The sequence below is a fragment of the Sphingobium sp. SA916 genome, from assembly GCF_002894065.1.
Taxonomy (GTDB): domain Bacteria; phylum Pseudomonadota; class Alphaproteobacteria; order Sphingomonadales; family Sphingomonadaceae; genus Sphingobium; species Sphingobium fuliginis.
In genome coordinates, this window is sequence record NZ_LXYF01000037.1 from 1 (window position 1) to 23,821 (window position 23,821).

A 23,821-nucleotide genomic window follows, 5' to 3' on the forward strand; every position below is an offset into this window, starting at 1 on the left:
GACATCTGTCATGGGATGAACTCCTGGTGAGGGGTTGGTCTTCAGCAACCAAATCCTCCCACCAGGGGGTCATTCCCGCCAGCCCCAAGGCGCCAGTCGAGCGTCAGCGAGTTCGTTCAATCTGGTCCGATCCCCCTAACAAGGTATGACAGAGACGGCGTCGAGGCATATATTGTCTTTGCGACCCGAAGGCTCGTGGCCTGTGCCTATGAGGCTTCTTTCTGGCCCGGTCATCCCAGCGATGATCGGGCCATTTTTCCGTCACGGATGGCGATCGCCTAGCCAATGCCGGATGACCGCCACGATATAGCGCTGGTCCTGGACGCTCAGCCTTTGACCGGCGGTGATCCCATGCCATTTGGAGAGGCAGCTTCGGCAGCAGGTCGCCGTTGCATGCTGGGCGACGAATACCGGATGTCCGCGCATCGGCGTCTGTTTGCCGTCATTGAGCGGCAAGGCCGGCGCCAGCCGCTGGGCGATGAAGTCTTCCGCATGGGCAAGGATCGTCTCGATGCCCCGGTCAGTCAGATAGGCCTGTTCCTTCGCGTTCAAACGGAAACGCGATCGGAATGCCGATCGGGCAAGGCGCGCGAAGATCGGGGTGAGATCGTCCATGGCGATGCCATATAGGGCGTCGCCACGATCTTGCATCTTGTTATCGATGCAACGGGCTGCACTTTTCTGATTGTGCCCGACGGGAGGCGCCCCGCGCTTACCGCGCGGAGCGCCGGATCGATCAGCCGTTTAACTCATCCTTGACCGCATGGGCTATCGTCCTCACCGGCACACCGGACTGATCGACGCCCTATCCCTCTACCGGGCTGATGTTACCTGGCTCCACCCCTGGCTGGTTCACCCTTTGAAAACGCGGCACCGGCAATCGCCCGCCGGTGCGCCGCATGGCGCCGTGCCTTCGATTTCAGCGCTTGCAGCAAGTATCGACCCGTCGATCACCCATTCCGCGCTCTCTCGCGGGGCGGAAGGGAGCGAGGTCGGTGAGGGCGTGCCCTTATGAGAGAGCCGCGTGTGAGGTGCGGGCAGGGACCAGAGTGGAGGAGGATTTTGGAGGGTGTCGCATTCGAATGGTCGAGAGCGGCATCATCCAAGGAGTTGAAGTCATGAATATCGGTGAAATTCAGAATGTGAACGGTCGTCTGACGGGTTCGATCGCCACGCGCACCATCGACCTGCCGCGCATTGGTCTACGCAAGGTCGAAAGCACGAGCGATCGCGCGCCGCTGTACGAAATCCTCACGCTCAATGTCGCCCGCCGCTGGGTCCAGATCGGCGCGCTCTGGGAAGCTGCCTCGAAAAAGACCGGGGAAGCCTTCCTTGCCGGTTCGGTTGACGATCCGGGCCTGCCCGAGCCACTCCCCGTCGCGCTCTTCCCGACTGACGAGGGCGGCTATACCATCGCCTGGCGCCGTGAGACGCTGCGTGCGGAGTTCAACGGTGGCTTCGGAACGTCGCAGCGTTCCTATGACGAGAGTGGGCAAACCGGCTTCGGTGAAAGCACCGCCGGCGCCGATGGCTCGCTGATGGGTAGGAATGATCTCGACGACGAGGTTCCCTACTGAGAACCCAGCGAAGCCAAATATGGGCCGGGAGAGCATCCGCTTTCCCGGCCTTTTTGCGTCCAATTTCCTTCCTTCAACTGTGAAAGGACCGCGCCATGGCCAGTGCCCCGCGCAGCAGCATCGATCGCTTTGCCGATCTGCCCACCCTTTATGCCGAGATGACCGCCACCCCTGAATTCCAGGCAGCCTTTGGCGACCCGCTCGGCCTGTCGATCGTCTCGCCGGGCGAGGAATCGGGGGAATATGACATGCCCGAACCCATCGCCGCGCAGGCGGAATGCGGCGGGATCGTCGCCGCCATCTTCGACCTGTTTTCGGATACCCGCCTTGAGGCGCTGGCGCCGGAAATCGCCTGGGGTATCGTTAACAGCTTCCATTTCGTTTCCGGGAAGCTCGAACGGCAAGAGGACCGACTTGGCCAGGAGGTCGGTGAACTGGCCCGTGAACCGGACGTCAGCGAAGTCTACACGACGTCCCTGGAGGAGAAGCAGCTCCTCTGCCAGTCAGTCGCCGAGCAGCGCCATGCGATCGAGTGCATGCGCGATTATGCCGCCGAAATGTATCGCGCCTTGTCGGGATGGCCCTGGTCGCCCGCCCGCGGCACTAAGGCGTCAACCGCATCGAGCGCCAGCCAGATCGCGGCCCTCGACTTTCTGCGTGCACGTACCCTTGCCACGCGCGAGAAGCACATGCCGCAGGGGCCGATCGTGGTCGTGACCGGGCCTGCCGACTGGCACGACTGGAAGCTCATCTGGGATCGGCTCGATCTCATCAAAGCGCGTATCCCGCACATGACCCTCATCACAACCGGACAGAGGCGAGGCGTCGATCAAATCGCGGCGGCTTGGGCGGCACGGACAGAAATTGGCGTCCCGGTCGTGGTCTACGGCCTGTACGGCTCGGGGCGGAAAACCGCCTTCAAGCGGAACAGGAAAATTCTCGAACTGAACCCCGTCGAGGCGCTGCTCTGTGAGGGGTCGGGGGTCCAGGCGAACCTCTACCAGTTGCTGCGGGAGGCCGCTGTTCCGATCCACGCCTTCCACCGGGGGGACCAGGCAGCCGACACGCCGGTGCTGGCGCGGCAACGCGGTCAGGCAAGCAATCTGAGGGAGGCGGCCTATGGCTATTCCCGAGTATCTGCGCACTAATTTCCAGACCCTCCTGCGCGCGGCGGGGGACGGCAATCTCGCCCTCATGGAATGCCAGGATGGGCAGACGGGTGAACCGCGCTTCGTGATCTGTGCCGTCGGCCGGGCTGGATCGGAATATGTGATGACCCCCTTCGGTCATCTGGTCGAAGGCAATCCCTATGACGCCTATGTCCCGCCGATCTGACGGAGCAGGCGCGAAACCAATATCCTCCCAGGGATCGGTAGCCCCCCGGCTGCCGGTCCCTTTTTTTTATCCGATGGGAGAGGGCGCACTGTCCGTTATGGGCCTGTTGGGCGGACGCTGCGCCTGGACCCAGCCTCCATGGGGGCATCGAGCCCCCATGGAGGCTGCCTCTCTTCTTCTCTCAACAAGCGGGATAAGTTTACACGGGGAACCCCGGCAGCCTCAAGGACGACGGGGCCCCACCATTTTTTCTCGCGGGCGGGTGTTAGCACGCCTTCGCCACCTCCGCGCGCGCGAGAAAAAATCGTGACCCCCATCGCCGCTTCGCGGTCGTGGCTGCGCCACGATCCTTGACCCCGCCGAGGCAAGCCCGTGTGGAAGAGGAGACCTCTTGAAGAGAGAATGAAGGAGGTTCCGATGCTTTACACGACCGACCGCGACGCAACCCTGGATCGTTTCGCCAACGCCTTTGTCGAGACGACCGAGAGCTACCGCATCACCCCCGGAGACGACGTAACGAGTGCGCCGATGCCCGATGGCGAGGTGGTCGCCCTCGCCACCGAGTTGCTGGTCACGACCATCTTCGACGTCCTGCGCGACACCCGGCTGGAGGCCATGGCCGACCGGATCGCGTGGGGGATCGTACACAGCTTCCACAAGGTCGCCGGCCAGATCGAGGGGGAAGCGGATAAGGCGGCGATGGCGGTCCGTCGGCTCATGGAACAGAATGACGGGAGCGAGATTGGCAGCGTCGAGTTGGAAGAAGCACAGCTGCTCTGCCAGTCACTCGACGAAACCCAGGATGCGCTGGCATGCATGCGGGACTATGCCGCAAAGACCTATCACGCCGAGACGGGACGGCCCTGGTCAGCCCCGCGCGCCTCGCTGGTTTCCTCCAAGCGGACCGCATCGGTGGTGGCGGCGACCGACTTCCTGGCGGCCCGGCGCAAGCGGCAGATCGATGCGCATGCGCCCCAGGGGCCGGTCGTGATCTTTTCGGGTGGACAGGTCTGGGAGGATCATCGGCTCCTCTTCGCGACGCTGGACAGCATCCGGGCGCGGGTGCCCACGATGATACTCGCGACGACCGCCCAGGACAAGGGCTGCGATGCGGTCGCGGCGGCATGGGCAGCGCGCAGCGGCTGTCATCTCATTCCCTTCAGCCTCGACCGGAAACTCGGGAAACGGGCGGGGTTCGCGCGCAATGAACAGCTGCTGAGGCTGCGTCCGGTAGAGGCGGTGGTGTGCCAGGGATCGGGGCTACAAAGCCATCTGGCGCGCGAGGTGCGGAGGCTCGGCGTTCCCGCGCATTTCTTCGCCCTGGCCGATCAACATCAGGCGCGCGTCGCACGATAGGAAAGGCTGCAAAAGGCAATGGAGGCGGTGGAGCATGCAGCTCCGCCGCCTCTTTTTTCGAGCGAGGGGAAAGGTCGTCGCGTTCAGGGACCCGGACAGAGGCCGCAAGCGCCCTCCGCCCGCGCCCGTTACGCGACGATGCAGGGTCAGCCAGGCTGACCCTGGCCAGCTGCGCGCGGCTTCGCCGTGCTCGCTGCAAGGTCGCCGTGCCGGCGAGAGTCAAGTCGAGGGAGCTGCCGTCGGTAGTGCCTTTAGCGCGGTCACGGCAGCGGCGCCGCCAACCCGGATCGCATGGGCAAGAACGTCCTTGAACTCGCGCTCGGACAGTTGCTCGACGGGTATGTCGCCAGTCAAAGCCACATATTGCGCGCGGAGCGCCCGGCGCACTGTCTCGGCCTCCTGAGCGAGCCTCTTCTGCTCACTGTCGATTTTGGCGAGCCGCTCGCGATCAGTCATCTTGGGCATGGATCATCCTTCACAATGAGGAAGATTGCCCGCCATCCTGTATTTTCCTCGAAAGGTCGCTGCGATGCAAGGATATGATATGGCCGGCGTGCCGCCGGCAGAAGTTAGGAAACCCCCTTCGGGGGTGCCCCGCGCCTCCCGGCACGAGGCAGCGCAGAGCACAAGGCTCTGCGAAGAGGGGACGCACGCCAGGGGCGTTTTGTAATGCACCGTACGCACGGGTGCTGCGGGCGTGAATTTCCAGCATTTGCGCGGGTTTCCGCTGGCACAATCTGGCGGCCATTTTGGCACAGCTCGGCAGCCGGCGGCTGCCACCGGGCGCGGAATGAAAGGTTAAGTCGCTGATCTGGCTTGGCACTTTCTGGCTGCCACTGGCAGTTTTCATAAGCTATTGAGTTTGCAGCATAATTGTGCTATAAAGATGGCGCTTCATCACGTTTTCGCGTGTCGGATCAGGAGTCCGGCGCGTGGCACGAATTACCATAAGAGTAGATGACGACCTCTTCGCGCGCCTCGCCAGTCAGGCGCGGGGCAGTGGCGTCGGCACGGCAACCTATTGCCGCGACATATTGGATCGGTTCGAAGGCGTCGACCCGAGCGGCTATCATGCCCGCTTCGACGAACTCCATGCGACCGCGATCCAGGCCTTCGCGATCCTCGCCACCTCGGTCGGTGAGCGCTCCCCCGAACTGCTCCAGAAAGGGCTGACCGAAGCCCGCCGTCTCCTCCGTGAAAGGGGGCTGCTCGATGTCGGGCAGGACCGGCCATGAGTATCTTCCGGCACGACACGCTTGGCTCCTGGACGAGGGGCGGGCAGGCCATCGTCCACAATGTTCGGATGACCACGCAGGTCTTCTACCAGACCTTCCTGGCCGGGCTGGTGATCTGGATCGGCGGTATCATCTGGTACGCCTGCGAGGTGTCATCCTCCTATGAGCGGTTCGTCCTGTTCAAGGTGGGGCAGGCAACAATCATGGGGGACGCCATACCGGGCAATGTCACCCCCATTCTTTTCGGGACACCAGAGGGGCGCCAATATTGGACCAGCCCCAAGGCGCTCGTTGAGTCGGGTATCGCCCACAAGACGCTAGCGGCTTTTGAGTCCTACCTCATCCACGGGGCGCTCATCTCCGGTGCCTTCACCCTCATGGTGCTGTTCTGGGCCTGGTTCTATTTCACTCGGACCGGGAAGGGCCTCGGCTCCAACCAGTTCTTGCGCGGTGCCCGATTCGGCACTGTCCGCCAGGTCCGGCGCGCACTCTGGCGGCATGCCAAGGGCAGCTTCGAAATCGGCGGGGTCAATGTTCCCGATGCCTTCGAACCGGAACATATTCTACTTTGCGGTGCCCCCGGAACCGGGAAGACCAACATCATCGTCAAGATGCTCGACGGCATCCGGCAGCGGAAGCGGCGGGCGATCGTCTATGACACCGCCGGCACCTTCGTGGAGAAATTCTACCGGCCCGGGATCGACGTTCTCCTCAATCCGCTCGACGCTCGGACGGACTGCTGGTCTCCCTGGGTCGATGTGCCGCGCGACTATCATTATGACCAGATCGCGGAATCTACGATCCCCGAAAAGACGGGCGATCCCTTCTGGGCCAAGGCTGCGAGGGGAACTCTCGTCGCCGTCCTGCGCAAGCTTGCCCGGGAAGAACGGCCCCTCATCTCGGTGCTTCTCGACATACTGTTGCGCTCGAAGCTCAAGGACCTTGCGACTTATGTGAGCGGGACGGAGGCAGCTGCCTTCATCAGCCCGGAAGGGGAGCGAACCTCGGCGGGTGTCCAGGCAGAACTGGCCTCGGTGATGCGCAGCTTCTCCTATCTAGACGATACCGCGGACGGGCTGTCGATCCGCGACTGGGTCGCCCATGACACGGACGACAGCTGGCTCTTCATCACCGTGAAGGCGGACCAACTTCCCTCGCTGCGGCCCCTCATAACCGTGTGGCTCGATATCGCCATCAGCGCCATCATGAGCATGACGCCGGACCGAAACCGTCGGCTATATTGCGTCATCGACGAGCTTCCGACGCTCCAGAAACTGCCGTCGCTCTCCGACTTTCTGGCCCGTGCCCGGAAATATGGCGGGTGCGGCATTCTCGGCTTTCAGAGCTATCCGCAGCTTGAAGCCACCTATGGCATCCAGGATGCCGCCGCGATCACCGGTTATTGTTCGACCTGGGTTGCGCTGCGCGCCAACGACACCCCGACGGCCAAGCATGTCAGTGAGAATCTGGGGCAGGTCGAGCAGATCGAAGCCAATGAGGGCATGTCCTACGGCGTCAACGATATGCGCGACGGCGTGAACCTTTCGCGCATGCAGGTAACCCGGCCGTTGGTGATGCACACGGAGGTGACCAACCTTCCCAATCTCGCCGGATATCTCCGATTCGGCCGTAGTCTCCCCGTCGTCCGGTTCGAGGACAGGTTCAACAAGGTCGCCTCGGTCAGTGCGGCTTTCGAGGAGCGCGTGGCGCCCGCCATCAGGCTTGAGGGCGAATCGGTCACGCCGCCGCAATCACCGCCTGTACCGCCGCCGCCGCCTCGACCGGCCGCCCCGAAACCCAAATCTCGTAAGCCCCGAATCGCGCGGGACGAGGCGGAGCGGCCCCTGCCGCCTGTCCCATCGACTGGCGCAGCGATGGGAGACATCACCCCTTCGGAAGGTGGTGATCCCGGCGAGAGGAACACCCCTGCGGGTAGGTCTGAAGCGGCACCGCAACTGGAACTGTTCGGTAAGCCGGCCGGGTTTCGGCTCCGTCAGCACGGCCGTCACCATGGCACCCGCAATTCGGCGAGGCCGGCATGATCCATCCACGCCGCCTCAAGGGCACCGCCGCCAATATCGCCCGCTACTATACGGTCGGCGACTATTATACGAAGGGTGACAGCGAACATAGCGAATGGGGCGGAGCGATTGCCCAGGATCTCGGCCTCGAGGGCAAGGTCGACAGCGCTATCTTCGCGCAACTGCTGCAAGGTAAAGTCGGGGGACAGCAACTCGGGCGCCGACGCGAAGGCGGCGAAATCCAGCACCATCCCGGATGGGACTTCGCCGTAAATGCTCCAAAATCGGTATCGGTCATGGCGCTCGTCGGCGGGGATGAGCGAATCATAGAAGCCCATGAACGGGCCGTTGGTGTCGCGCTTTCCTGGATTGAGGAGCATGCCGCGACTCGCCAACGAATCGACGGCGAGATCACCGAGCGCACGACCGGAAGGCTCATCTTCGCGCGTTTTACCGAGCACGCCTCGCGCGAACTTGATCCGCATCTCCACACCCATGTGGTGGTGATGAACATCACCAATGACGGGAATGCGGAGCGCTTCCTCAGCCTCGAAACACGGGCGATGTACGCCGAGCAGATGGTAGCGGGGCAGATCTACCGGAACGAGCTTGCCCATCTGCTGCGCGAGCGCGGCTATGAGGTCGAGTTTGATCCGCGCAAGGGGCTGTTTGAAATCCGCGGCGTTCCCCGTGACCTGATCGCGGACATGTCGCGGCGCTCTGAACAGATCGAAGCCCATGCCAGGGAGCATGGCCTCACCGGACAGGCTGCACGCCGCGTGTCCTTCTACGCGACTCGGGGCGCCAAGGAGAAGGTCTCGCTCGAAACGCTTCATGGTCAGTGGCATATGCGTCTCGGCCAGCATGAACAGGCGGTCAGCGAGACGCGGAGCGCAGCGGAACAAGTTGGGGAACGCGCCGTCGAAGTTGCGTCCCAACTGGCGGCTCGCTCCATGCTTTTCGGGATTCGGCAATCCGAGGGGAAGGAGGCGGTCAATAATCTCGGACGCTTGCTCCAGGTCGCCCTCGCATCTCATGTCGGCGAGGTCCGGTTGCGCGATTTGCGCCCCTTGGCCGAGGATCATGAGGCCCGGTGGAAACTCCTCGCGACGCGGCATCCAACGGGGGATGAAGTTCTCACCCGAGGTCGAACGACCAGGCGTGCGGCACGGTTGGAATTGGCCCTCTCGGATCAGCTTGCCCTCGCTCTTGGCGATTCGAGGCCGCTCGCATCGGCCGAGCGCTTGATCGAGGAGGCCAGGTCAGCCGGCCTCAATGCCGGGCAGCGGGAGGCGCTGCTTCATCTCGGGACCAGTGCCGATCGCGTGATCGGCGTGCACGGGGTCGCCGGGGCGGGCAAGTCGACGCTGGTCGGCGCTCTGCGCGAAGCCGCAGATCCAACGGCAATCCTGATTGCCGCCGCTCCCACATCATCGGCCGCCGATGAGCTAGGCAAGAAGGCGGAGATTGAATCGCGTACGGTCGCGAGCCTGCTTGCAGGCGGCGGGCGGGGATTGGATGATCGGCACACGCTCGTGATCGACGAGGCCGGACAGCTCGGTAACCGGCAGGCGATTCGCCTTCTGGAGATCAGTCGCCTCACGGGGGCTCGACTCATTCTTCTGGGCGACAATCTCCAGACCGGGGCGATCGAGCAGGGCAAGCCCTTCTGGTTGATGCAGAAGTTGGGCCTGCCCAAGGTTGAGCTCACCGAGTCGATCCGGCAGCAGAACCGGACCATGCGCGCGGCGGTGACCCAGGCGCGCCTCGGCAATTATGGGGAATCCATCGGGCATCTCGACAAGATCACGAGCGGCGAATCGAGCGAGATGCTTGCCGCGAGCCTGGTGGGTGAGTGGACCCGGCTCAGTGCCGAAAGCCGGGGGCATACGAACATTCTCGTCCTCGAAAACGCGACCCGCCTCATCGTCAACACGAAGGTCCGCGAGGCGCTCAAGAGGGAAGGGGCCGTTGCCGCCGAGGACGCTCGCCTGTCGATCCTGGCGCCCTCGGGCATGACCAACCAGGAGAAACAGTTCGCTCGTTTTTATACACGCGGGCAGGTGGTCACCTTCGCCCGCGACAATGCGGGTCTGGGGATCGCGCGTGACGCGGAATATCGCGTGACCGGCCTCATGCGCGATTCGCGTGGTCGGCAGAAGGTCAGTTTGGTCGACGAGAACGGTCGGACGATTCAGTGGGATCCAAGGCTCGGGCGCGCGTCCCAGATCAACGTTTTCAAGGAAGAGGACCGCGAACTCTCCGCCGGCGACCGGATACAGTGGCGGCTGGTGAACCATGAACTCGGCATGAAGAATGCCGAACGGGGAACGGTCGAACGTCTGGATGGGACCATCGCCGCGATTCGCTGGGACCGGGACGGCCAGGTGCTTCAGGTAGACCTGTCCCAGCACCGGACCTGGGACCATGGCTATGCCGAGACAATCTATGCAGCCCAGTCCAAGACTTATGATCGGGTTTATGTGCTGGCGCCGGTCAACTCGCCGCTGGTCACCGGCCAGAATTATTACACCGCCATCACGCGCGCCCGATTCGGCGTGAAGCTCTGGACCGAGGATCCGGGCCGGCTTGCGGAGAAGCTGACCCAGAAGTCGGGGGAGAAGACCTCTTCGCTGGAGGGGCTTGGACGGATCGATCGGAGCAGCGTCAGAGGCCGGACTCGCCAGCATGGCGAGCGGTTGGAGAGGCTCCGCGAGCAGCAGCGTCTCGACCGCGAGAATCGCAGGGCAGAGATGGCGGCGGCGCGTGCGAATCGCGCCAATCAGCGACCGACGGGCCTTGCCGGCCTCCTCGCCACAAGAGCGCAATCGGCGGCCCGCACTCTCGATCAATGGCTCGTGGCCCTTATTGATCGGGGGCGAAGCACCACGGAGCGCGAGCCTTCCCGGGAACCATCAGGTCGCGAGCCTCAAGCGCCCACGCCAACTCATGATGACGGTCAAAATCGGGGAGGCGGCCATGATCGCTGATCGAATCGGATTCCGCGCTCCGTTCATCCTTCTTTGTTGTGTCATTCAGCCTGCCTTTGCTCGGCCTAACCTCCCGCCGGATCATGAGAACAGGGTTGGGCAGTGCATTCGGCAAGCCGCCAATGGTCGGCCCTGGCTTGAGCGAACGCTTTGGGGGTTGAGAGATCAGGAGAGCGGTTGGATCGGCGCGGAAATCGCCAATAGCGACGGGAGCCACGATCTGGGGCCGCTTCAGATAAATAGCTGGTGGGTCCCCAAACTGGCGGCGATAATCGATCGACCACCGGGACAGGTCCGTGCTTGGCTCACGCATGAGCCCTGCTTCAATGTCCAGGCGGCGCGATGGATATTCCTGTCTGCGCTATCGGAGACGCATGATTATTGGAAAGCTGTGGGTGCCTATCATAGCCCAACCGACTGGCGGCAACGACGCTATGCTGGCCTGGTTGCGGCGAAACTGGTCAGGCGGTTTGGCTCTTCCACCTTCCTGGAGGGCGATCGTCATGTCGGGAACTGATAATGGCAATCAGGGGAATCAGGATCGCGCGATCAACATGCTGATGCGTCGCGCTTCGCGGAATAGGATCTTGCCGAAGAAGCCGCCGCCCATTGAGGTGCCGATCGAGGTGGCCCTGTTCGAGGGAAAGGCGGTAATGCAACCGTTCTGCGTCAGGATCATGGTGGCAGCGCAGATGCTCGGGGTCGGACGCACAAAAATCTACACGCTGATCAAACGCGGGGAGCTAAGGACAATAAAGCTGGACGGATCGGTGCTCATTACGATGACCAGCCTTGAAGCATTTGTTGAACGATACGCGAACGGTGGCCCCTCAGGGTCGAGATGAAAAGTCAAAACCCCGAATCGCGTGGCTATCCCAAAGGCGCCCGTGCCATAAGGGCGGCGTCTGATTTGAGAAATGCCTCCAACTCATTGAGGTGGCGTCGCCCAAATCGGAAGAGGCGCAAGATATGGGAAGGCCTGTCGGGTTCATCGATAGCCAGATATTGGCCGACCGTAAGGCTTGGCTCCTGGGCCAGAATTTGGCGAGTCTGCCAATTCAGGGGAAGCTCGCAGAGGGGTGTCTCCGATGTCACGTAGACATCGGGCGGTATGCGCTCGAGAGCTTCCAACGCCGCAGCGTGGAGCTGGGAAGCGCGACTCGGGGAAATCCCGAGCTCTCGGCCGATTTCTCTGAAGCTTACGCCACACTTTCGTCGGGTCAGAACGAATGCGCGCCGGGCCTCCACATCTGTCATGCAAACCTCCAGAAGGCAGATAACCTATCTAAAATGTTGGAAAATTCCTAGCCGGGCCGGTGGAAGCTCTGGACCGCATCAGGCTACCTCATCTAGGCTTTGCGCGTCAGCATGTTGCCCGCTCTCCGCGAGATTTTGTGATCTTCCCTGAAGATAGTCGGCCCAATCGGCCATGACCGACTTCCGCTTTTCGAAGGCATCCTTTCTGCGGTACGCGCGGGTGACTGAGCTTCCCACCTGATGCGCTAATGCATGCTCAATGACGGTTTCCGCATGATCGGTCTCATCGCCCATATAATCGCGAAAGCTACTGCGCATGCCATGAACAGTGAACTGCCCGAGATTCATCCGTCGCATAAGCAATGGCATCGCCATTTGCGACAAAGGGCTATCGGGCCTCTGACCGGGAAAAATATAGTCGTTGGGCTTGCAGGGCTTTCCGGTTGCAACCGCCTTGAGCACTGCGATTGCTGCGGGCGACAAGGGTACCCGGTGCTCGATCCGCATCTTCATCCGCTCAGCCGGGATGGTCCAAATGCGGCGATCCAGGTCTACCTCGCGCCAGCGAGCAAGCAAGGTTTCACTGGTCCGCGTCGCGCAAAGGACTGTCATTTCGAGGGCGCGGGCTGTCGGGGCTTCCCTCTTTTGCAGGGCTTCGAAGAACTCTGGCATATCCTCATACGGGATCGCTGCATGGTGCCCGGTAACGAGGCGCTTCCGCTTTGGCAGTAGAAATTGGAGGTTGCCCTTCCATCTTGCCGGGTTTTCCCAAGGGCTTTGAATGTGCCCCTCCGCCTTGGCAGCGTCGAGAACGTTTTCTATTCGCCCTCTGACCCGACCGGCAGTTTCAGCGAACGTCGTCCAACTGGGTTTCAGCGCTTCCGCGACATCCTGTGGGGAGATCTTATCAACCGGGATGTCGCGAATCCCCTTTGCGTGCTTCTCCAGCGAGTTGGTCCACTGCCAGATATGCTTCGCGTTGGACCAACCGCCCTCATGGGCGGCAATATATTTCTTGGCGTAATCAAGAAACGTTGGGGGGCCAGCCACTGGCCGCGCCTCCTGCTTCGCTTTTTCGCGCTCGACTTTTTCCTCTTCCTTTTCCGTCTGGCGCAGCTCGATGGGATCATGTCCCTCTTTCAGCAAATTTCTGGCCGCTGCCGCCATCTCTCTGGCGTCGTCGAGCGTATAGGCAGCGTAGGAGCCCAGGCCCATCTCACGTCGCACCTTGTCGCGGTTCCAAATGAACTTCCAGCTTTTGGAGCCGTTGGTCTTGATCCGGAGCCAGAGGCCACCTCCATCACCATACCAACCTGGCGTGCTGAGCGTCTCCAGCCGTCGCGCTTTTAGTTTGTGTATCGACCTGCTCATTCTTAATCTGCCTCACACATAGCCAAGGCCTAATTTGGGCCAAATATTTGAGCCCCATCCGGGACCTAAATTGGGGCCAATTTTCAGCGCGTATCTGTGCGAACAGATTTGAACGGAATTAAACGTTTCTGAACAAATGGCCTTGATTTTATATAACAAAATCAAGGGCTTTCGGCAAGATTTCTCTAGGTATTTCAGCGGCTTAAAAGGTCTAATTGGAACGACCTCGGCTCCACCAATCCCTTCCGGGATTGACCGGAAGGGACTTTACCGCCGGCGATTTCGATGCCTATGGCGGTTTCATGACAGATATGCTTTCCGAAGGCCGCGCCGCTGCGACGGTGGTCATCCTGCGCGACCGCGCGGATGCCGCCGCGGAAATCCTGATGATGGAACGGGCGTCCAGCATGGCCTTCGCCGCGGGCGCGCTGGTCTTTCCCGGTGGCGCGGTGGATGCGGGCGATCATGCTCTTGCAGCGAAGATCGCTGGTGGCCTGCCTCTGGACGAGGCGGCGGCGCGGATCGCCGCCATTCGGGAGACGCTGGAGGAAAGCGGTCTCGCCATTGCCTTCACATCGCCGCTGGCGGCCGATCGGATCGCGGCCATGCGGCAGGCGCTGGGGGCAGGGGCCGGGCTTGGCGACATCCTCAGCGATCATGGGCTGGAAATCGCGCTGGACCGGCTGCTGCCCTTTGCCCGCTGGCACCCCGCGCGCCTGGAGCAGGCGCAACGGGTGTTCGATACCCGCTTCTACATCGCTGAGGCGCCGGAAGGACAGGCCGCGAGCGTCGATGCCACCGAAAATGTGCAACTGTTCTGGAGCAGCGCAGCGGAAACGCTGGCCCGATGCGACCGGGGCGAGGGGCAGATCATCTTTCCGACGCGGCGCAATCTGGAGCGGCTCGCCCAATTCGGCCGCTTCGATGATCTGGCGGCGCATGCCCTGTCGATCCCGGTCGAGAAGGTGACGCCCTGGTTCGAGGAGAGAAATGGGGAACCGCATCTCTGCATTCCCGATCATCTCGGTTATCCGGTGACGTCGGAACCAATGGGGACGGTCCGGCGTGCTTGAGGCATGCGCCGAATCCACCTCTTCCTGCGCCGCCTTGTCCATGTCGCGGCGGTTCTGAGCCTTTGCCTGATCGGCTATGCCTATGTCAGCCGCCGGCCCCAGAATATCCCCTGGACTCGGCTTGATCTATCCCAGCCGATCGGCCTCTTCACCGGCCGCAAGCTTGCCTCGCTGACCGGCCGTCCTGCCGAGTGCCGCGCCCTGCTGGATCGGGCGGGCGTTGCCTATTCCCGCATGAAGCCGGGGGGCGAGGGCCAGTGCGCCCATGCCGACGCCGTGCGGCTGACTCCGGTCAAGGACGCCATCGCATGGGAACCGGCGGCGGTCGCGCCATCCTGTCCGGTTGCGGCGGCGCTCAAGCTCTGGGAATGGCAGGTGGTCCAGCCCGCCGCCCAGCGTCACTTCGGCCGCGCGGTTCGGAAGGTCACGCATTTCGGCGCTTATAGCTGCCGCCGCCTCTATGGACGCAGCGCAGGGGATTTCAGCGAGCATGCCACGGCCGACGCCATTGATGTGGCCGGTTTCATCCTGACGGACGGACACCGGATCGGCGTTGCGGCAGACTGGAAGGGAGGGGGAAAGGACGCGGATTTTCTGCATGAGGTTCGTGACGGCGCCTGCGGGTTGTTTTCGACCGTCCTTTCGCCCGACTATAATGCCGCACATCGCGATCATCTGCATCTCGATCAGGCGGAACGCGGCGCCTGGGGCGGGCGGGCCTGCCGATGAGGGCCTAGAGCATCGTGCGCAAAAGTGGGAACCGGTTTTGCGTTTAAAACGATGCGACAACAAAAGCTTAGAGCGCGTGGCCTGCGCACGATTTAACGCAGCGCGCTCTAGCCAATATCGCCCTCGAACAGGGAGCATGAAGGGTCTATGATCCATGCGCCTGTCAGACAGGGGAGGACATCATGCCGCAATTCGTGATCGAACGGGACATGCCCGGCGTCGGCCAATTATCGGGCGAGCAGCTCAAGGGCGCGTCGCAGGGCTCCTGCAATGTGCTGCGTCAGCTGGGCCCGGATATTCAATGGGTTCACAGCTATGTCACCGACGACAAGATCTATTGCGTCTATCGTGCGCCCAGCGAGGAATTGATCCGCCGGCATGCGGAAATGGCGGGATTCCCGGCCAACAGCATCGCCCAGATACGCGCGACGATCGATCCGACGACAGCGGACTGAACTTGTCCGGGGCGACGGGGTCCGCTGCGAGGCGCGCATGCTTTTTGACGGCAGCGGGCGATGGCAGAATTATCGCCAGGCTTCGACGACCTATTGCCGCAGTCTTTCGATCGCCTGCGCCAGCGCGACATAGAGCTTGCCCATGTCCGATGAAAGGATCGCAACGCCCAGCGCATTGCCGTCGCGGGCCGACAGGATGATCCGCAGCATCGATTCGAAATCGTGGATATAGCGGTTCACATGCTCCTGAAATTCAGGATCATTGTCGTAATGCAGGGCGATTTCGCGGGATTCGCCCGCGTCCAGCAGCTTGACCGCGCGGCGGGTGAAGACGCCGCGATCGCCCTTCAGATAGGCTGACCAGGCCGAGTCCGTGACATCGTTGGAGAGTATCTTCGATACGTCGATCGCCGTGCTGTTGAGCGATTCGATGATCAGCGCCGACCGTCGGGCGAAATGGTCGCGGTCGCGGTCCTCGGCGGCGCGCTCGGCTTCCTCAATTCGCGCTTCCACGCTGGCGCTGGTGTCCGCGATGGTCAGCAACTGGCGGGTCAGGCGGTCGGATGCCTGATGCGCGGCCTTCACCGCTTCCTCCGCCACCCTGGCGACCATTTCGATCTGGGCCGTGACCTTTTCGTCGATGGCGCGCTGCATCGCCTGCTCGCTGGCGTCGGCAAGCGCCTCCGCCGCTTCGGGAATGGCGCGGCTGAGCGCCTGGCGGGCGCGTTCGGCCGCCTGATCGGCGGTATCCTTGACGCGGAGCAGGGCGGTGACGAGCAGCGGTCCCGCGCCTTCGGTGATGCGCGTCGCGTCCTGATGCGCGTTGTCGAGCGCGCTGCGCAGCTTCTCCACCAGTTCGCGATTGGCATCGACGCCGCTTTGCGTGCTTTCCAGCCATTCGGTCAGGCGGCGTCCCTGGCCGCGCAGCAATTCCTCGGCCTCCTGCGTGCGCCCGAGCAACGCCTCCGAAATGGCCTCCAGCCGTTCGATCTCCGGCGCGGCGCTGTCGAGCAGGGTGCGGCTGGTCTCGATCCGGCCGTTGAAGCGCTGTAGCGCGGCAGGAAAGGTTTCGTCGAGTTCGCGCACGCTGGAATCAAGCGCGACCATCAGCGTTTCCGCACTGCCGATCAGCTTTTCGGCGGTCAGGCCGCCAGCCCCCAGGGCGGCATCGATGCGCTGCGTCTCGGCGGTCAGGCGCGACAGCGCTTCGGTCAACCGCTCATTGCGGGCGAGGGCTGACTGTTCCATCGCCGCAAAGCGCGACTGCGCGGAATCGACCGCATCGTCCAGGCTGCTTTGCAGGCCCGATACAAGCGTGCGCTGGCCTTCGACCAGATCGTTGATCTGGTGCAGGCGGTTTTCGATCTCGCCCACATGATCCGCTATACTGGTGACGGTCTCATCCCCGATGGCGGCGATGCTGTCGCGCGACCGGGCGATGAGCGCCTCCAGCGCCGCGCCATGGCGGGCGATGCCGTCGTCGGTCAGCCTGATGCCTTCATGGGTCTGCGCAATCGCCGCTTCCACCCGCCGGCGCAGTTCGGCCTCCACGGTTTCGGCGTCGCGCGCCAGGGTGGAGAGGGCGGATTGGCTGGTGGCGGCAATGCCGGCCTGCGCACCCTCGATCAGCGCCTTCAGCGACGCGGCCTGCGCGGTCAGATTGGCGTCGACCGCCGCCATGGTTTCCTGCGCGCGCCCATGGGTGGTTTCCAGACGGTGCAGCACGTCGATCTCGACGCGGTTCAATTCCTGCGTCAGCAGGGCGATGACCGACTGGGTGGTCTCTGCTATTTCCGACTTGGTTCGATCGGTAAGGCCGGTCAGCACGATCGACTTCTGCTCGATGTCGAGCCAGCTCTCCTCCATCGCCTTGCGCGCGCTCAGGGTCGTCGCCTCGATCCGGCCCGAAGCGACATCGGCCATGCCGGTCACTTCCTGCGTGGCCGAGCGCGTGGCTTCCTGAAGCTCGATAAGCTGGCTCGAAAGGCTCTTGGTTGCCGAAAGCGTGCGGCTGCGGGCATCGTCCGACAACTCGCCCAATGCATGCAGCCGAGCCTCCAACATGTCGATGCGTTCCGACAGGGCGTGGCCATTGTCGATGATCTGCGCGGACATGCGCGTCGCGCGATCCTCCAGCTCCGGGATGGAGGCGACCAGCGCTTCCATCCGCTGGACGAGCGCCAGCCCGGCGCGCTCGGCGGACTCGGCGCGTTCGGCGGTGCTGTTGGCGCGGCTTGCGATCAGTTCGGCCGACGCCTCCATATTGCTGCTGGCGGCGGCGCCATAGCTGTCGAGCAGTTCCGCCTGATCCTGCATGCTCTGGCGTGCGGTTTCCAACTGGCCGGCGATTCGGGCGACGCGCAGCTCCAGCAGTTCCGCCTCGGTCCTGAGCGCGCGGGCGGTGTCGAGATAGCGGCGGGCTTCGCTACGGCTGTTCCGCAGCAGCAGCAGATAACAGACGCCGAGCAGGATGAGCGGGACCAGGATGGTCGCGACCAGCCCCGGCCACGCCGCGGGCCCGGCGCGCCATTGTCCGGAGGACAGCGTCGCCCAACCGGCAAAGCCGATCCATCCAAGGCCGGCGGCGGGGAATGCCCATGTCGCGGCGCGCATCCCATGCTCGCCGCTTTCCGCAGGCACGCCCTCATCCTCCAGGTCAAGAACGGCCTGTTTCAAAAGCAAGGCGTCGTCTGCCTGCGCCGTATCATCGGTCGCTGCGTCCTTGTCCCGCCAGAATTCGACGATTGTGCTGCCCCCATTCATGCGTCCTATCCTAGCAGCTTTTGCGCGCACGAAAATGCCCTGTTACCAAAACTTAACGCAAGCCAGATAGCGTTGACCCCATGTCCTATGATCCAGGCGCCCTGAATGCCGCTCTTGCCGCCGCTGTCGGTGACGACAGACCGTTGATCGAGGATCTGCGCGTCGCCTTCATGGAAAGCGCGGAGCGGCAGGTCGATCTGCTGGGGCGGTCGCGATGCGATGCGAACTGGCAGCTTGCCGCCTGGCGGCTGAAGGGGCTGGCGGCCAGTTTCGGCCTCACCGGCCTGATGGCGATGGCCGATGAAGCGGCCGACGCGGCGCCGGGCGACCCACGCATATTGCGGCGCTTGCGTGCCGCGCTTGACGATCTTGCGCAGCGTTGAGGCGTGAGGCTGCTTGCGTGATTGCCTCCGCCTTGTAACAAGGTGGGCTGAACAACGATCGGGTCGGTTTCAACACGCATGACTTTTGCGGCTATTCTCAGCGCGAGCCGGGCCGGTGGCGATTCGGCCGGGTCGCTGCGCGCCAGCCTGCATTTCGCCGGGCAGACGCTGGTCGAATATCAGGCGCGGCAGGCGGTGCGCGCGGGCGCCGACCGGGTGATGATCCTGGTCAGCGTCATCACGCCCGCTTTGTCGCAGGCCGTCGACCGGCTGTCGGCGGACGGCATCGCCGTCGCGCTGGTCCGCGACATGGTGTCGATGGTGCGCGATGCGCCCCGCGACGCGGACACGCTGCTCGTCGCGGATGGGGCGATCATCGGACAGGGTTATTTCGAGGCGATGGCCGCTCAGCAGGGCGATGCGCTGCTGGTGGCGGACGACAGCAGGGCCAGCGCGCCGTTCGAACGGATCGATGCCGGACAGCGCTGGGCCGGCCTGGTCCGGGTCAGTCCGGACCTGCTGTTCAACACGCTCGACATGATCGGGGACTGGGATCTGGCGCTGACCCTGGTGCGGGGCGCGGTGCAGGCCGGCGCACGCCGGATCACCGTGCCGCAGGACGACCTGATGGAAGGGCGCGTCGCGCTGGTGGAGACGCAGGAGCAGGCGGACCTGGCCGCTCAGGCGGTGCTTTCCGGCGGGCCGCGGCTTCGGCGCGTCAGGGGCGCGGCCGAACAATATCTGCTGGGCCCGGCCGCCCGGTTGATCAGCCCGGCGCTGATGCGCATGCAGGTTCCGGCGCTGCAGGTGCGGATCGCCGCCATGGCGCTGGGTGCGATTGCGCTGGTGCCGATCGAACTGCTGTGGACAGGGACGGGCTTCTGCCTGCTGCTGCTGTCGCTGTTGCTGGCGGAAACCGCGGATCGGCTGGACGAGATGGCGCTGCGGCCGTTGCCCATGGGCTGGATGGCCTTTATCGCGCCGGCCTTCGCGCTTGGCGGGATCGCGCTCGCGGGCGGAGGAACGACGGCGGCCTATCTGGCGCTGATGCTGGCGATCATCCAGATGGCGGATCGCTGGCAGAAAACCGGGCCGTTGCGGCCGTGGATGATCTTCACGCCCGCCAGCGCGCTCATTCCCCTGTTGCTGGCGTCGCTGGCCGGGGCGCTGGGGCCGATGTTCGACCTGACGACGCTGTGCGCCATCGGGTCGCTTGGAACGATGATCCTGCTCCGCCGGAATTGAGCGATTTTGCTCGTTACGGTTTAGTGCATTTTAACGACGTGCCATTATGCTGGCCGGCATGAGCGTCTTTTCGTCCCTGATCGGACCGACCCGGGCGGACTGCTGGCCGATGGCGCAAGTCATGGCGGGCATGTCCGCCGTGCCTGTCGGCCATGCCATTGATCTGGCGTTTTTCTTTCCGGACGACGGGCGGGAGCGGCACGACGCTCTGGTGGCGGAGACCCGGCGGCATCTTGGCGGATGCCTGACCGCAATAGAGATCGGATTGCGCCTGGCGCTGGAGGATAGGCCGGAAATCGCGGCGGCGTTGGCGCAATGGCCGCAACCCGTTTGCTGGCCGACGCTGCGCGCGCAGCCGACCCTGTTGGGGCCGGCGCTGCTCGCCCATATGCAGATGCGGGGCGGGATCAGCCTGATGCTGCGCCAGTTCGGCGGGCCCGATGGCGGTTCGGGCAGCGAATCGGAGGCGGAGTCGCTCTTTCCCGCCGACGATCCCGCCTTGGGCGAAGCGCTTGCCGCGCTGATGCTGGCGGAAGGGCGCTGGCTGATGACCGCGGCGGAGGATCAGCCGATGCAGCCCGATCTGCCGGCCGGCTTCTTTGCGGAACTGCTGTGGACGGCGGCCGCCTGCCTGGCAGCGATCATCCAGCGGAGCGGCCTGATCGAAGCGGAAGCGGTGGTGCCGCTGGTCGAAGCCGCGGCGCAACGCCAACTGATCCGGCATGACGAGGCGCAGGGCCCCATCGCGGCGGCGGACAGGCTGGTCCGTCAATTGGGCGAGCGCGCCGATGCGCCCGAATTGATGGCCGCCGCGTTGCAGCACAGGCATTTCCTGCTGTTCGCCGCGCTCGCCGGGCGCCGGTTGCGGATGGAGAGCGCGCAGGTCGCGGACATACTGGTCATGGGTCCGGTGGGGCAGGTTGCCGCTCTATGCCGGGCGCTCGGGGGATCGGACAGCGACTACCGGCAATTGTTGCTGGCATTGCGGCCGGTGCGGCCTTCCTTGTCCGATGCGACCATCGTCGGGGAAGCCATGCGCTATCAGGAATTGAGCGTAACGCAGGCCGACGCGACGGTGGGCGCCCTGCGCGCGCCTGCGGCGCTGCGGGCCAAGCTGGATCATCTGCGGCGGATCGCCGGTTGATGAACATGCCCGCGCATCCCGCCATCATCCGGGCGACGGTTGCTGCGGATGGCCGGCTGCTGAGTGCGGATGCACCCGTGCTGGCCCTTCAGCAGGAGGCGGGCGGCGATCTCGGCAGCGCGCTGGCGGTCCCGCAATTGGCGGCGATGGCGCGGCTGGCGGCGCATCTGGGCATTGCCCTGTCCCGCCCGGTCGTGGCCGCGGCGGAGCGTGGTGACATCGACATGTGGGTGCGCGCCAAGCCCGAGGCCGAACGGGTGCAGCTTTCCATCATCGACTGGCATGAGCGGCAGGCGGTCGCGGCGCCGCTGGATCTGGCGCGGCGAGAGACCGACATCGCTGCCCTGTCCGACGGCTGGACGTGGCAGATCGATACCCAGTTGCGCTTCCAGATGGTGCATGAGGGGTTGGGCGGCGAGGGCGCATTGCCATCCGCCCCGCCTTTGCCGGGCAGCCGCTTCACGAGCTATTTCGAATTGCGCCCGGATGCCGAAGGCGACCTGGCGATCCTGCGCGGCTTCGCGCAGCGGCGCGCCTTTCGCGATCAGGTGGCGGGATTGACGAGCGATCCGGCGCAGCGTTTCATGCTGTCGGGCTTTCCGATGTTCGATCTCGCGGGCCAGTTGGTGGGTTATCGCGGCAAGGCTTTGCCCGTCGACCGCGCGGTGACGGCGCCGCTCGCCACGCCGGAACCGCTGCCATTCTATCCCGCCGAGTTCGGAAAGAGGCTGGACCGATCTTTGCGACGGCCTTTGGGGCGGATCATCGCCAATGCGGATTCGATCGGCGCGCAATTGGAGGGGCCGTTGCGGCCGGACTATCTGGGCTATGCCAGCGACATTTCGGCGGCGGGGCGTCATCTGATGGCGCTGATCGACGATCTGGCGGACCTGCAAGCGATCGACCGGCCGGATTTCAGCGTGACCGCGGAAGAGATCGACCTGGCCGATGTCGGGCGGCGGGCCGCCGGGCTGTTCCTCGTAAAGGCGCAGGATCGGGGGATCAGCATCCTCGCCCCTGCGCTGACGGTCGCGGAACCGGCCATCGGTGAATTTCGCCGCGCCTTGCAGATCCTGATGAACCTTGTCGGCAATGCCGTGCGCTATGCGCCCGAAGGGTCTGCCGTTCGGATAGAGACAGGCCGGTCGGACGGCGAGGCCTGGATCGCGGTGCTGGACCAGGGCGATGGCATAGCCGCCGACAGCAGGGAACGCATCTTCGACAAGTTCGAGCGACTGGGCCGCAGCGACGCGGGCGGCAGCGGCCTTGGCCTCTACATTTCGCGGCGTCTGGCGCGCGCCATGGGCGGCGACATCCGTATCGACGACGCGCCCGAAGGCGGGGCGCGGTTCACGCTGCTGCTGCCGGCTTTGAGCGTATAGCGGACATCGATATTCGGTCTGGGTAAACCGTACTCCTGCCAAGGAGGAGCACGGATCAGACGGGGCAATGATCCCTTGAAGCCGGGACCGGGTTCCCGCCTGTGCGGGATCATGGGGCGCTCCCTGTCAGCAAACGGCCAACTCCCCGCCAAAACAAAAGCGGCGTCCAAACGGACGCCGCTTCCCTGCCTTATTGCCGGTGCAGACTAGCGCTTGTCGACGGGGACATAATCGCGCTGCGCCGGGCCGGTGTAGAGCTGGCGCGGACGGCCGATCTTCTGCGCAGGGTCGGAGATCATTTCGTTCCACTGCGCGACCCAGCCGACGGTGCGGGCAAGGGCAAAGAGCACGGTGAACATCTCGGTCGGGAAACCGATGGCCGAGAGGATCACGCCCGAATAGAAGTCGACATTCGGATAGAGCTTCTTTTCGATGAAATAAGGATCGTGAAGCGCGATCTGCTCCAGTTCCTTCGCCACGTCGAAGATCGGATCGTCGACACCCAGCTTCGCCAGGACGTCCTTCGCGGTCTTCTGCATCACGGTCGCGCGCGGATCGTAATTTTTGTAGACGCGATGGCCGAAGCCCATCAGGCGGAACGGATCGTCCTTGTTCTTGGCGCGGGCGATATATTCCGGAATGCGGTCGACGGTGCCGATTTCGCGCAGCATGTTGAGCGCGGCTTCGTTGGCGCCGCCATGCGCCGGACCCCAGAGGCAGGCGATGCCCGCCGCGATGCACGCGAAGGGGTTGGCGCCGGACGAACCCGCCAGACGCACGGTCGATGTCGACGCGTTCTGCTCATGGTCGGCGTGCAGCGTGAAGATCTTGTCCATCGCGTCGACGACGACCGGATCGATGACATATTCCTCCGCCGGGACCGAGAAGGTCATGTTCAGGAAGTTGGCGGTGTAGCTGAGGTCGTTGCGCGGATAGACGAAGGGCTGGCCCACCGAATATTTATACGCCATCGCCGCGATCGTCGGCATCTTGGCGATCAGGCGGTGGCTGGCGATCTTGCGCTGTTCCGGATCGTTGATGTCGGTGGAGTCGTGATAGAAGGCCGAGAGCGCACCGACCACGCCGCACATGATCGCCATCGGGTGGGCATCGCGGCGGAAACCGCGGTAGAAGGTGGTGAGCTGCTCATGCACCATGGTGTGGCGCGTGATGGTGCGCGTGAAATCCTCCAGTTCCTTCTTCGAGGGCAGTTCGCCGTTGAGGAGGAGGTAGGACACTTCCATGAAGCTCGACTGTTCGGCAAGCTGGTCGATCGGATAGCCGCGATGCAGCAGCACACCGGCGTCGCCGTCGATATAGGTCAGGCCCGAATCGCAGCTCGCGGTCGAGGTGAAGCCGGGGTCGTAGGTAAACATGCCGGTGTTGGCGTAGAGCTTGCGAACGTCGATGACCTGCGGTCCGACCGTGCCGTTCAGAATGGCATAGTCTTTCGCGTTGCCGTCGACGCTCAAAGTGGCATTGTTATCCGACATGGTATTCTCCTG

The 23,821-nt window shown here is 63.7% G+C and carries 21 protein-coding genes; 15 read left to right on the forward strand and 6 right to left on the reverse strand.

Annotated features, from left to right (window positions below; genetic code table 11):
• Positions 1–261: 261 nt before the first annotated feature.
• Positions 262–651 (reverse strand): DUF4186 domain-containing protein, encoded by a 390-nt coding sequence (locus A8G00_RS11140; RefSeq protein ID WP_253257973.1) that lies wholly within the window; start codon positions 649–651, stop codon positions 262–264.
• 467 nt (positions 652–1,118) lie between these two features.
• Here A8G00_RS11140 and A8G00_RS11145 point away from each other — a divergent pair, with 467 nt between their 5' ends.
• From A8G00_RS11145 to A8G00_RS11160, 4 genes are all read left to right on the forward strand, one after another.
• Positions 1,119–1,577 carry a DUF736 domain-containing protein gene (locus A8G00_RS11145; protein ID WP_103000733.1) on the forward strand — a complete coding sequence of 153 codons (459 nt, stop codon included), beginning with the start codon at positions 1,119–1,121 and terminating at the stop codon, positions 1,575–1,577.
• Between the two features lie 95 nt (positions 1,578–1,672).
• On the forward strand, positions 1,673–2,725 hold the full coding sequence (locus A8G00_RS11150) for a DUF2493 domain-containing protein (RefSeq protein ID WP_103000718.1): 1,053 nt from the start codon (positions 1,673–1,675) through the stop codon (positions 2,723–2,725).
• A complete protein-coding gene (locus A8G00_RS11155; RefSeq protein ID WP_103000719.1) occupies positions 2,697–2,912 on the forward strand; it encodes a DUF6117 family protein in 216 nt (71 codons plus the stop codon). Before A8G00_RS11150 ends, A8G00_RS11155 begins: the two co-directional genes overlap by 29 nt.
• A 417-nt stretch (positions 2,913–3,329) precedes the next feature.
• Complete coding sequence (locus tag A8G00_RS11160) at positions 3,330–4,268, forward strand: DUF2493 domain-containing protein (protein ID WP_253257974.1); 939 nt, start codon at positions 3,330–3,332, stop codon at positions 4,266–4,268.
• A 219-nt stretch (positions 4,269–4,487) separates the two neighbouring features.
• On the opposite strand, the gene A8G00_RS11165 is transcribed toward A8G00_RS11160, so the two are convergent.
• Positions 4,488–4,733, reverse strand: coding sequence for a hypothetical protein (locus tag A8G00_RS11165; RefSeq protein WP_103000721.1), 246 nt, complete (start codon positions 4,731–4,733; stop codon positions 4,488–4,490).
• Positions 4,734–5,200: 467 nt separating this feature from the next.
• Between A8G00_RS11165 and A8G00_RS11170 the strand changes: the two genes are divergently transcribed.
• The 4 genes from A8G00_RS11170 to A8G00_RS25890 all read left to right on the forward strand — a co-directional run bounded on the left by A8G00_RS11170 (position 5,201) and on the right by A8G00_RS25890 (position 11,359).
• Positions 5,201–5,503, forward strand: coding sequence for a hypothetical protein (locus A8G00_RS11170; protein ID WP_103000722.1), 303 nt, complete (start codon positions 5,201–5,203; stop codon positions 5,501–5,503).
• The gene (locus tag A8G00_RS11175) at positions 5,500–7,545 is read left to right on the forward strand and encodes a type IV secretion system DNA-binding domain-containing protein (RefSeq protein ID WP_103000723.1); all 2,046 of its coding nucleotides are present in this window, start codon (positions 5,500–5,502) and stop codon (positions 7,543–7,545) included. Before A8G00_RS11170 ends, A8G00_RS11175 begins: the two co-directional genes overlap by 4 nt.
• Positions 7,542–10,514 carry a MobF family relaxase gene (gene mobF, locus A8G00_RS11180; protein WP_103000724.1) on the forward strand — a complete coding sequence of 991 codons (2,973 nt, stop codon included), beginning with the start codon at positions 7,542–7,544 and terminating at the stop codon, positions 10,512–10,514. Before A8G00_RS11175 ends, mobF begins: the two co-directional genes overlap by 4 nt.
• 374 nt (positions 10,515–10,888) lie before the next feature.
• Positions 10,889–11,359 carry a helix-turn-helix domain-containing protein gene (locus tag A8G00_RS25890; protein ID WP_367379451.1) on the forward strand — a complete coding sequence of 157 codons (471 nt, stop codon included), beginning with the start codon at positions 10,889–10,891 and terminating at the stop codon, positions 11,357–11,359.
• Between the two features lie 25 nt (positions 11,360–11,384).
• On the opposite strand, the gene A8G00_RS25895 is transcribed toward A8G00_RS25890, so the two are convergent.
• Entirely contained in the window at positions 11,385–11,771 is a 387-nt protein-coding gene (locus A8G00_RS25895; protein WP_103000725.1) for a sigma factor-like helix-turn-helix DNA-binding protein, read from the reverse strand.
• A gap of 78 nt (positions 11,772–11,849) precedes the next feature.
• On the reverse strand, positions 11,850–13,142 hold the full coding sequence (locus A8G00_RS11200; RefSeq protein WP_103000726.1) for an integrase arm-type DNA-binding domain-containing protein: 1,293 nt from the start codon (positions 13,140–13,142) through the stop codon (positions 11,850–11,852).
• Between the two features lie 302 nt (positions 13,143–13,444).
• On the opposite strand from A8G00_RS11200, the gene A8G00_RS11205 reads away from it, so the two are divergent.
• The 3 genes from A8G00_RS11205 to A8G00_RS11215 all read left to right on the forward strand — a co-directional run bounded on the left by A8G00_RS11205 (position 13,445) and on the right by A8G00_RS11215 (position 15,399).
• On the forward strand, positions 13,445–14,215 hold the full coding sequence (locus A8G00_RS11205; RefSeq protein ID WP_253257975.1) for an NUDIX domain-containing protein: 771 nt from the start codon (positions 13,445–13,447) through the stop codon (positions 14,213–14,215).
• A gap of 3 nt (positions 14,216–14,218) precedes the next feature.
• Positions 14,219–14,944: an extensin family protein gene (locus A8G00_RS11210; protein ID WP_103000727.1), complete on the forward strand. Its 726-nt coding sequence runs from the start codon at positions 14,219–14,221 to the stop codon at positions 14,942–14,944.
• A 182-nt stretch (positions 14,945–15,126) separates the two neighbouring features.
• Positions 15,127–15,399, forward strand: coding sequence for a DUF4242 domain-containing protein (locus tag A8G00_RS11215; RefSeq protein WP_099186316.1), 273 nt, complete (start codon positions 15,127–15,129; stop codon positions 15,397–15,399).
• 90 nt (positions 15,400–15,489) lie between these two features.
• On the opposite strand, the gene A8G00_RS11220 is transcribed toward A8G00_RS11215, so the two are convergent.
• Entirely contained in the window at positions 15,490–18,162 is a 2,673-nt protein-coding gene (locus A8G00_RS11220; RefSeq protein ID WP_172451844.1) for a hypothetical protein, read from the reverse strand.
• An 80-nt stretch (positions 18,163–18,242) separates the two neighbouring features.
• On the opposite strand from A8G00_RS11220, the gene A8G00_RS11225 reads away from it, so the two are divergent.
• From A8G00_RS11225 to A8G00_RS11240, 4 genes are all read left to right on the forward strand, one after another.
• Positions 18,243–18,545 (forward strand): hypothetical protein, encoded by a 303-nt coding sequence (locus A8G00_RS11225; RefSeq protein WP_025549274.1) that lies wholly within the window; start codon positions 18,243–18,245, stop codon positions 18,543–18,545.
• A 78-nt stretch (positions 18,546–18,623) separates the two neighbouring features.
• Positions 18,624–19,790 (forward strand): hypothetical protein, encoded by a 1,167-nt coding sequence (locus tag A8G00_RS11230; protein WP_044661818.1) that lies wholly within the window; start codon positions 18,624–18,626, stop codon positions 19,788–19,790.
• Between the two features lie 46 nt (positions 19,791–19,836).
• Complete coding sequence (locus A8G00_RS11235; protein ID WP_103000728.1) at positions 19,837–20,934, forward strand: DUF2336 domain-containing protein; 1,098 nt, start codon at positions 19,837–19,839, stop codon at positions 20,932–20,934.
• Complete coding sequence (locus tag A8G00_RS11240; protein ID WP_099186314.1) at positions 20,934–22,316, forward strand: sensor histidine kinase KdpD; 1,383 nt, start codon at positions 20,934–20,936, stop codon at positions 22,314–22,316. The genes A8G00_RS11235 and A8G00_RS11240 overlap by 1 nt, the downstream gene beginning before the upstream one ends.
• A 206-nt stretch (positions 22,317–22,522) precedes the next feature.
• Here A8G00_RS11240 and A8G00_RS11245 read toward each other — a convergent pair whose 3' ends face one another.
• Complete coding sequence (locus A8G00_RS11245) at positions 22,523–23,809, reverse strand: citrate synthase (RefSeq protein WP_025549270.1); 1,287 nt, start codon at positions 23,807–23,809, stop codon at positions 22,523–22,525.
• Between the last annotated feature and the right edge of the window lie 12 nt (positions 23,810–23,821).